General features: G+C 65.4%; 7 protein-coding genes. 5 read left to right on the plus strand and 2 right to left on the minus strand.

Going from position 1 to position 8,776, the window contains the following annotated elements; genetic code table 11:
* From yghU to DBR12_RS19460, 3 genes are all read left to right on the plus strand, one after another.
* Nucleotides 1–859: glutathione-dependent disulfide-bond oxidoreductase (gene yghU / locus DBR12_RS19450; protein WP_108618741.1), on the plus strand; the 859-nt coding region annotated here is incomplete at its 5' end.
* Between the two features lie 23 nt (nt 860–882).
* A complete protein-coding gene (locus DBR12_RS19455) occupies nt 883–1,515 on the plus strand; it encodes a glutathione S-transferase family protein (protein ID WP_108618742.1) in 633 nt (210 codons plus the stop codon).
* A 177-nt stretch (nt 1,516–1,692) separates the two neighbouring features.
* Complete coding sequence (locus DBR12_RS19460) at nt 1,693–2,619, plus strand: LysR family transcriptional regulator (protein WP_108618743.1); 927 nt, start codon at nt 1,693–1,695, stop codon at nt 2,617–2,619.
* A gap of 25 nt (nt 2,620–2,644) precedes the next feature.
* On the opposite strand, the gene DBR12_RS19465 is transcribed toward DBR12_RS19460, so the two are convergent.
* Nucleotides 2,645–3,868 carry a D-amino acid dehydrogenase gene (locus DBR12_RS19465; protein WP_199226730.1) on the minus strand — a complete coding sequence of 408 codons (1,224 nt, stop codon included), beginning with the start codon at nt 3,866–3,868 and terminating at the stop codon, nt 2,645–2,647.
* A 324-nt stretch (nt 3,869–4,192) separates the two neighbouring features.
* On the opposite strand from DBR12_RS19465, the gene DBR12_RS19470 reads away from it, so the two are divergent.
* Nucleotides 4,193–5,083 carry an amino acid ABC transporter substrate-binding protein gene (locus DBR12_RS19470; RefSeq protein ID WP_108618744.1) on the plus strand — a complete coding sequence of 297 codons (891 nt, stop codon included), beginning with the start codon at nt 4,193–4,195 and terminating at the stop codon, nt 5,081–5,083.
* Between the two features lie 11 nt (nt 5,084–5,094).
* Complete coding sequence (locus DBR12_RS19475; protein ID WP_108618745.1) at nt 5,095–5,916, plus strand: aspartate/glutamate racemase family protein; 822 nt, start codon at nt 5,095–5,097, stop codon at nt 5,914–5,916.
* Nucleotides 5,917–6,001: 85 nt separating this feature from the next.
* Here the strand turns inward: DBR12_RS19475 and DBR12_RS19480 are convergent, their stop codons facing one another.
* The gene (locus DBR12_RS19480; protein ID WP_108618746.1) at nt 6,002–8,395 is read right to left on the minus strand and encodes a GGDEF domain-containing protein; all 2,394 of its coding nucleotides are present in this window, start codon (nt 8,393–8,395) and stop codon (nt 6,002–6,004) included.
* Nucleotides 8,396–8,776: the final 381 nt, after the last annotated feature.

Below are 8,776 nucleotides of genomic sequence, written 5' to 3' on the forward strand. Positions count from 1 at the left end.
GAACAAGGAAAACGGCGGCCAGTTCGCCAGCATCAATCGGCCCATTGCAGGCGCCACGCACGATAAAGAGCTGCCTGTAGGCAAGCACCCGCTGCAGCTGTATTCGCTGGGTACGCCCAATGGTGTGAAGGTGACGGTGATGCTGGAAGAGCTGCTGGCGCTGGGCCACAGCGGGGCGGAGTACGACGCGTGGCTGATTCGCATCAACGAGGGGGCGCAGTTTGGCAGCGGGTTTGTGTCTGTGAACCCCAATTCAAAGATCCCGGCGCTGCTGGACCGCACCGACCCCGCCAACCCGGTGCGGGTGTTCGAGTCTGGCGCCATCCTGATGTACCTGGCCGAGAAGTTCGGCAGCGCCTTTTTGCCCAAGGATGGCGCGGCGCGGGCCGAGTGCCTGTCTTGGCTGTTTTGGCAGATGGGCAGTGCGCCGTTTGTGGGCGGCGGGTTTGGGCATTTTTATGCCTACGCGCCGGTCATGATCGAGTACGCGATTGACCGCTATGCGATGGAGGCCAAGCGCCAGCTCGATGTGCTGAACCAGCGCCTGGCCGTGACCGAATACGTGGCGGGCGATGAGTACACGGTGGCGGACATCGCGATCTGGCCCTGGTATGGCTTGTTGGTGAAAGGGCAGGCCTACAACGCGGGCGAGTTTTTGCAGGTGCACGAATACACGCATGTGGTGCGCTGGGCCGAGCAGATTGCCAAGCGCCCGGCAGTGCAGCGGGGGCGCAAGGTGAACCGGGTGCAGGGCGATCTGGCCAGCCAGTTGCGCGAGCGGCATGACGCGAGCGACTTTGACACCAAGACGCAGGACAAGATCGAGGCGGCGGCAGCAGCTTCTTCCCCCGCACACTGAGTGTTTTTTTGCAAGGCGTCACCATGATTACTTTGTATGACTGCGCCACGGCGCCCAGCCCGCGCCGTGCGCGTATCCTGCTGGCAGAAAAGGGTGTGGCCCACGACACCGTGCAGGTGGACCTGCGCAATGGCGAGCAACTGGGCGAGGCCTACCGCCAGATCAACCCGCAATGCACCGTGCCCGCGCTGCGCACCGAAGACGGTTTGCTGCTGACCGACAACGCGGCCATCACCGCGTATGTGGAGGCGCGCTACCCGCAGCCTGCACTGCTGGGCGAAACGCCCGCAGAAAAGGCCGAGATTGCGAGCTGGAACTGGCGCATGGAGTTTGAGGGTCTGCAGGCCATTGCCGAGGCGCTGCGCAACAGCGCGCCCGCCATGGCCAACCGGGCGCTGCCCGGCGCGGTGGACTACCCGCAAATCCCGGCCCTGGCCGAGCGCGGGCTGGTGCGCGTGGGGCAGTTCTTCCAACTGCTCAACGAACATCTGGCGCACCGCGACTTCATTGCCACCGACCGCTTCAGCGTGGCCGACATCACAGCGGTGGTGGCGGTGGACTTTGCCCGTGTGGTCAAGCACAAGCCGGGCGAGCAACACCCGCACCTGCTGCGCTGGCGCGCGGCGATGGCGGCGCGGCCGTCGATGTCGCTGTAGCCATCTGCGTTGCTTGCAGGCGCGGCCTGAGCGCGCGGTCTCTTAATGGGTGGATGCAAGGATTGCGCATCTGGTCTGTTCCTTGCATCTTTGGAGTCTGTCCAAGGCCCGCTTGGCATCCCACCCCAGAGGGACACTGGTGCGACCTCTAAAAGACATTGAACAGGTTCTCAACCCATGCGCCTTCGCCACATAGAAGTTTTCAACGCCGTCATGCTCACCGGCAGCGTGAGTGCGGCGGCTCGCCTCATCAATGTCACGCAGCCTGCGGTCAGCCGCATCCTGGCACATGCTGAACTGCAGCTGGGCTTTCCGCTGTTTCACCGCCTTAAAGGCAAGCTGGTGCCCACTACCGAGGCGCAGACCTTGTACCCGCACATCGAGCGCCTGTTCACCCAGCTGGACGATGTACAGCGACTTGCCAAGAGCCTCAAGGGCGATCAGCGCGAGGGCGAGCTGCACATCCTGAGCGTGCTGGCACTGAGCTACGAGGTGCTGCCGCGTGCGCTGCGGTTCTTTCGCAAAAAGCACCCGGATGTGAAGGTGACCATTGACGCGCTCCATTCTCCGCAGATCGTGTCGGCCCTGGTGTTGCAGGAGGCGGATGTGGGCTTTGTGTTTAGCGCCATCGCCCACCCTGCGCTCACGCAGGAGCACTTGGCCGATGGGCGCATGGTGTGTGTGGCGCCCAAGGGCATGCTGGGGGCTGCGCTGGTGGATGCGGGCGTGGTGCATCTGGCCGACCTGGTCGACACGCCCGTGGTGCGGCTGGATGTGCGTGATCCCATTGGCACGGTGGTCAACCACGCCTGCCGCGAGGCCGGGGTGGGCCTGCAGACGGCGATCACGGTGCAGACCTACCACGCCGCGCTGGCATTGGCGCACCACGGCCATGCGGTGGCGGTGGTGGACACCTGCACGGCTGCATCGGCCGACCGCGGCAAGGTGGATGTGCTGGCGCTGGCGCCCCACATTGCGGTGCCGATCAAGTCATTGCGCACCGTCAATCGGCCCAGTTCGCTGCTGGCCAGCGCCATGACGCAGTGCATGCGCCAGGCAGTAGGCGAGACCATGGCCTCGGTGGATTTGCCCGACGTGGAGTAGCGTACGGGGGCGGTGCCTGGGGGGCTCAGGCAGGGGCCAGAAGCTCTGCGACTTGCGCCGCCGTGCCAAACGCCAGTGTGAAGCCCAGTGAACCATGGCCGGTATTGAGCAGCAGGTTGTCGGGGCCACTGGCATGCGTGCCCACCATCGGCAGGCCGGTGGGCGTGGCGGGGCGCATGCCTGTCCAGGGGCGCAGTTCTTCAAATTGGCAGCAGCCCGGGAACAGCGTGCGTGTGGCGTGGCACAGGCTCTCGATGCGTGCAGGCGGGATGCGCGCATCGTGCCCTACCAGTTCGGCCATGCCAGCCACGCGCAGGCGCTGGCCGATGCGCGCAAAAACCACCTTGCGGGCGGCGTCGGTCACGTTGACGCGGGGCACCGCGCCGTGGGCGGACGAGGCTTCTGCGGTATCGAGCGTGATGCTGTAGCCCTTGAGCGGATAGACCGGCAGGCGAAGCCCCAGCGTGCGTGCCACCAGGTGGCTGTGGCTGCCCAGGGCCAGCACAAACTGCTCGGCATCGATCGTACCGGCGTTGGTCTGCACGGCAGCAATGCGCTGGCCCTGGCGTACAAAGCCCTGCACCTGGGTGCCCAGAAGAAAGCGCACGCCGCGTGCGGCGAGCACGGCTTGCAGGCCTTGGCAAACCTTGAGGCAGTCGGCCGCGCATTCGCTGGGCGTGTAGATGGCGCCCGCAATATGTTGCTGGTAGTGCTGCAGCGCGGGTTCAATCTCGGCACAGCGTGCGGCCGACACCGCCTGCTGCTGGCTGCCCCAGGCCCGCTGCAGTTCCATCTGCCGCTGGGCGGCGGCCAGGCCCTTGGGCGTGTCGTACAGCACCAGCTTTCCGGTGCGGGAGAAGTCGCAGTCGATGGATTCGGACTGCAGCATGGCTTCAAGCCGGTGGCGGCTCAGCGCGGCCAGGGCCAGCAGGCGTTCGGTGCTGCGTTCGGACGTGTGTCGGTTGCAGGCGCGCAGAAACGCAAGGCCCCAGTGCCACTGGTGCATGTCCCATTGCGGACGCAGTTTGAGCGGGGAACTGGGCGACAGCAGCAGGCGGGGCAGCTGTCGCCAGATGCTGGCATCGGCCAGGGGTTGCACATAGCTGTAGCTGAGCTGGGCGCCGTTGCCTCCGCTGGCTCCAGTGCCAGGCTGTGCCTGGTCGATGATGGTGACCTGCAGACCGCGCTGCTGGAGCTCATACGCTGTGGCCAGGCCAACAATGCCTGCGCCCAATACACATACCTGCATCTTGTGGGGAGTGGGGGTGACTGATTGCAGGCCAATGTAGGGCGCTGGCCGCACTTTGAACAATGCCAATGCCATGCCTGCCTATGCCGGTAAGTTATGTGCCTTAGCCCCACTCGTCCCGGGCCTGCCCTTTGCATGGGGCATGGCGCAAATGGTGCGTGCTGAAGCAATTTGGTGCAGTGTTGTGCACCGCAAAAAGGCCATAACTTTTCATCATGCCGCACCCCCGCGAATGAATTGTTCTACGGCGCCGCGAGTTTTTACAGTGCCCCTGCGTTCTGCTTTTTCATTCACCCGTTTACCTGCTTTTGCAAAGGGATTCCCATGAAGCTCTCCGCCGTCACTTCTGCTGCCCTTGTGGCGGTCGGCCTGCTGGCCTGCACCGTGGTCAGTGCCGACACCCTCAAGAAGATTGCCGACACGGGCAAGATCACTCTGGCGTACCGCGAGTCGTCGGTTCCCTTCAGTTACCTGGCGGGCCCGGGCATGCCTGTGGGGTTCTCGGTGGATATTTCCAACGCGGTGGTGGATGCGGTAAAGAAGCGCCTGAATAACCCCGCCATCAAGGTGGAACTGCAGGCGGTGACCTCGCAGAACCGCATTCCGCTTCTGACCAACGGCACCATCGACCTGGAGTGCGGCTCCACCACCAACAACACGGCGCGGTCCAAGGATGTGCAGTTCGCCATCAATCACTTCTATACCGGCACGCGCCTGCTGACCAAGAAGACCTCGGGCGTGAAGAACTACGCCGATCTGGCCAGGAAGAAAGTGGCCAGCACTTCGGGCACCACCAATGCCCAGGTGATCCGCAAATTCAGCCGCGACCACAACCTGGGCCTGGACATCGTGCTGGGCAAGGACCATGACGACGCCGTGCTGCTGGTGGACAGCGGCCGGGCGGAGGCGTTTGCAATGGACGACATCCTGTTGTTTGGCTTGCTGGGCAATCAGCGTAACCCGGGCGATTGGGAGGTGGTGGGCGATTCGCTGCAGGTGGAGCCCTATGCCTGCATGCTGCGCAAGGACGACCCTCAGTTTCAGGCGCTGGTCAATGGTGTGATCGGCGGGATGATGAAGTCGGGCGAGTTCGAAAAGCTTTACAGCAAGTGGTTCATGTCGCCCGTGCCCCCACGCAACCAGAACCTGAACCTGCCCATGGGCCGTGAGCTGCGCGAGAACCTGGTGGCGCAGAGCGACAAGCCCGCACTGTGAGTGCAAGGCTCATGACCCCCAGTGCCCCTTTTACCCCCTTGGCCACCAGCGCGAGCGGCCGCCGGGCCCCGCAGGTAGTGGGGATTCTGGGCGGCATGGGCCCTGCTGCTGGAGCCGATTTTGTTCGCCTGTTCGTACAGGCCTGCACGGACCATATGGGCGCGTTGGGCATTCCTGTGCACGACCAGGCTTACCCCGAGCATTGGCTGGCGCAGGTCCCCATCCCGGACCGCACGGCGGCTCTGCACGACACCCGGCCTGGCGCGCACCAGCCCGCCGACTCCATGTTGCAGGCCACCGGTCGCCTTGCCGCATTGGGCGCGCGGGTGGTTGCCATCGCATGCAACACGGCGCACGCCTGGCACGGCCTGTTGCAGCAGCGGTTTCCGCAGATGGAGGTGCTCCATGGGGTGCAAGAGGTGGTGGCCGGGCTGGCCCGCCAGCAGGTGCGAGGTGTGGGGCTGCTTGCCACCCAGGGAGCGTACGAAGCCGGGCTGTACCAGGGCGAGCTGGAGCGCTGCGGTATTGATTGTTTTGTGCCCGATGCCAGCGAGCGCAAGCTGCTGATGCAGGGCATCTACGACGGGGTGAAGGCGGGCGACTTTGCGCTGGCGCGCCAGCGGTTCGAAGCGGTGGCCCTGGCGCTGCATCAACGCCACGGGGTGTCCATTCTCATCATGGGCTGCACCGAGATCCCGTTGGCTTTGTCGGTGCATGCCGGGCTGCCGGAGCTCACGCTGGTCAACCCATCACAGGTGCTGGCCGCTGCGCTGTCGCGCCATGCCTACCGTGATGTGGTGCCTGGCAGTCTGGCGATGGTGGAGGGGAATTAGTCAGGAGCGCGGTGGCTGGGGCAGGGCCGCTACAGGCGGTGGGCCACGTCAGTCTGGCGCGCCCGGATCGCTCGGTGCACCTGCATCAGGAGGGCGCCTGCTCAAACACTTCCAGGCGGTTGCGACCGCTATTTTTGGCGCGGTACAGGGCCGCGTCGGCGGCCTGCACCAGGCTGTCTGACTGGGCTTCGGGGCGCGGCACCATGCTGGCCACGCCCGCGCTGAGCGTGACGATGGACGCCGTGGGCGAGCTGGGATGTGCCAGGGCGGCCTCGCGCAGGCTGTCCATGCAGCGCCGGGCTGCCGTCACTGCGTCGGCCACGGTGGCGTCGGGCAGCAGCAGCACAAACTCTTCGCCGCCATATCGTGCGGCGATCTCGTCTGCACGGCGGATGTTGCCCTGCATGAGCTGTGCCACGCGGCGCAGGCATTCGTCGCCAGCCAGGTGGCCATAGTGGTCGTTGTAGAGCTTGAAGTGGTCGATGTCGAACATGACAACGGCGAGCGGCAGGTGGTGGCGGCAACAGCGCATCCACTCGGCGGCCAACCGTTCGTCAAAGCGGCGCCGGTTGCTGATTCCGGTCACGCCATCGGTGGTGGACAACAGTGCCAGTTTGGCATTGGCGGACGCCAGCTCCTGCTCCTTGCGCACCAGCTGGGTCACATCGGTGCGTACACCGGCAATGCCGCCCTGCGGCGTGCGCCGCTCGTCGGCCTGCAGCCAGCGACCGTCGGGCAGGCGTTGCAGAACAGCCTGGTTGGCCGCGCGGTGGTCAGCCACGCGCTGCGCAACCCAGCTCTCTTCGTTGCCCACCGCGTCCAGGTACTGGCCCCGCTCGGCGCCATAGCGTGCAATCTGCTCGAATGTGTTGCCCGGCACGATCACGGGTGCCGCGATGGGGTAGAGCCTGCGGTACTGCGCGTTGCAAACCACCAGTTTGTCGTCGGCGTCAAAAAGGGCAAACCCTTCGGGCAGTGATTCCACGGCGTCCTGCAGCTGCTGGCGCGCCTGCTGTGCGGCCTCCTGGGCGCTTTCCAGGGCCTGGCGTTGCTCGATCAGATCGGTGATGTCCAGGCGCACCGTCACCACGTAGTTCTCGGGGGTGCGGGTTTCATAGATGTTGATCCAGCGCCCGTCGGTCAGGCGTTGCACCAGGGTAGATGTGCGGCTGCCGTGTTCGGACAGGCGCTCGGCGATCCAGGCCTCCTCGCGGCCTTGGGCCGAGGGGATCAGGCCCCGTTCGACCGAGTAGCGCAGGATGTCGGCAAAGCCCTTGCCCAGGTGCTCTGAGTAGTTCATGTACGGGTACATGCGCGTGAGCTGCTGGTTGAAAAGCACCAGGCGGTCCTGCTCATCAAAAATCTCGATGCTGACGGGCAGGGCCTCGACCGCTCGCTCAAGCAGTTGCCTGATGCGCAGGTTCTCTTGACGGGCGGCATCTACCTTGTGGCGCTGCTCGATCAGGTCGCTGATGTCCAGGCGCACGACCACCGTCATGCCCGACGGCGTGCGGCTTTCGTGCATATGCATCCAGGCGCCGTCCGGGTAGTGGCGTACCTCTGGGCCAGGTCGGTGGCCGCGAAGTGCCATTTCGTGCGCCAGCCACAGCTCTTCCTGGCCACGGGCCTCTTGGGGAATGCCGTGGCGCAGGCCTGCGCGCAGCAGTTCTTCGTAGGTCTTGCCCAGTGAGTCGGCCACCGGCAGGTGCGGGCGCAGGCGTGCCATCTGATCGTTGCACAGCACCAGGCGGTCGTTTTCGTCATAGATTTCGAGTCCGGCGGGCATGGCGTTGACGGCCTCGCGCAGGCTGCGTTCGGCGCGCTCGGCATTGTGCAGCGCCTGCTTGAGGGCGCGCTCCTTGTGCACGACGTCGGTGATGTCGGCGCGCAGCACCACCACGCCACCCTCTTCGGTGAGACGTTCGCTGATCCGCATCCAGCGGTCGCCCTCGACCTCCTGCACTTCTGGCAGATCAGGTGCGCGGTGGCGGGCCATGCGGTGGGCCAGCCAGGTGTCTACATCAGGCTGTGCGTCAACAATGTGACCTGAGCGCGCCGCGCGGCGCAGCACCTCCTCGAACAGTGTGCCGTATTCGACGGCCATCGAGGTGCCCTTGTTCACCTCGCGGTACTGGGCGTTGCACAGCACCAGGCGGTCATCGGCGTCATAGATGGCCAGTCCGTCCGGCAGGATGTCGAGTGTGGCCGACAGCTGGGTGGTGGCACGCTGGGCCGCAGCCTGGGCCTCGCTGGCCTTGGCGCGCAGCGCCAACACCTGCCGCACCAGCCACCATGACAGCACGGCGCTGGCCACCAACCCGGCCCCTGCGAACGTGGATGCAATGCGGGTCGCCAGATCCATGGACCGGCTGGCCAGTGCCCAGGTCAGCATTGCCAAGCCGCCAGCACCACAAAACCCCGCCACCAGCAACGCCAGCAGGTGTCCGCGCGGCAGGGTAGGGGGCGTGGTGCGTGGCATGCAGTGGGGCAGTCGCAGGGGCTGGGGGCTGGTTTACTTGGCGGGCACGGAGTCGGTTGGCGGGGGCGCGCACGGCAAGCGCCGGGCGGTTCGTGGAAAGTCTAGCAGTGCCGTCCCAATTTCCATACCCGAAAATGCCGCCCTGCGGTAAACCCCAGCAGGCGCATTGACGCTGCCAGGGCGCAGGCCCAGGGGCTGCAGCCATGGGCCTGCAAAACCCCGCAGCAAGCCCTAGACTGCGGGGCTCGTCCCTTTTTCCCTTTTTTCGGAGAAGCCCCCATGCTCAATGACGACCTCCACACCGATGCCCATGCCCTGCTGCCGGGCCACACCACCGATGCGGGCGCCACCCGCCGCACCGCGCTGCAGGCGGTGCTGGGC

This window comes from Acidovorax sp. HMWF029 (genome assembly GCF_003060895.1).
Classification (GTDB): Bacteria; Pseudomonadota; Gammaproteobacteria; order Burkholderiales; family Burkholderiaceae_C; genus Acidovorax.

Coding starts and splice junctions, on each gene's coding strand:
- DBR12_RS19455 (WP_108618742.1), top strand. CDS start 883: ATGATTACTTTGTATGACTGCGCCACGGCGCCCAGCCCGCGCCGTGCG.
- DBR12_RS19460 (WP_108618743.1), top strand. CDS start 1,693: ATGCGCCTTCGCCACATAGAAGTTTTCAACGCCGTCATGCTCACCGGC.
- DBR12_RS19465 (WP_199226730.1), bottom strand. CDS start 3,868: ATGCAGGTATGTGTATTGGGCGCAGGCATTGTTGGCCTGGCCACAGCG.
- DBR12_RS19480 (WP_108618746.1), bottom strand. CDS start 8,395: ATGCCACGCACCACGCCCCCTACCCTGCCGCGCGGACACCTGCTGGCG.
- DBR12_RS19470 (WP_108618744.1), top strand. CDS start 4,193: ATGAAGCTCTCCGCCGTCACTTCTGCTGCCCTTGTGGCGGTCGGCCTG.
- DBR12_RS19475 (WP_108618745.1), top strand. CDS start 5,095: ATGACCCCCAGTGCCCCTTTTACCCCCTTGGCCACCAGCGCGAGCGGC.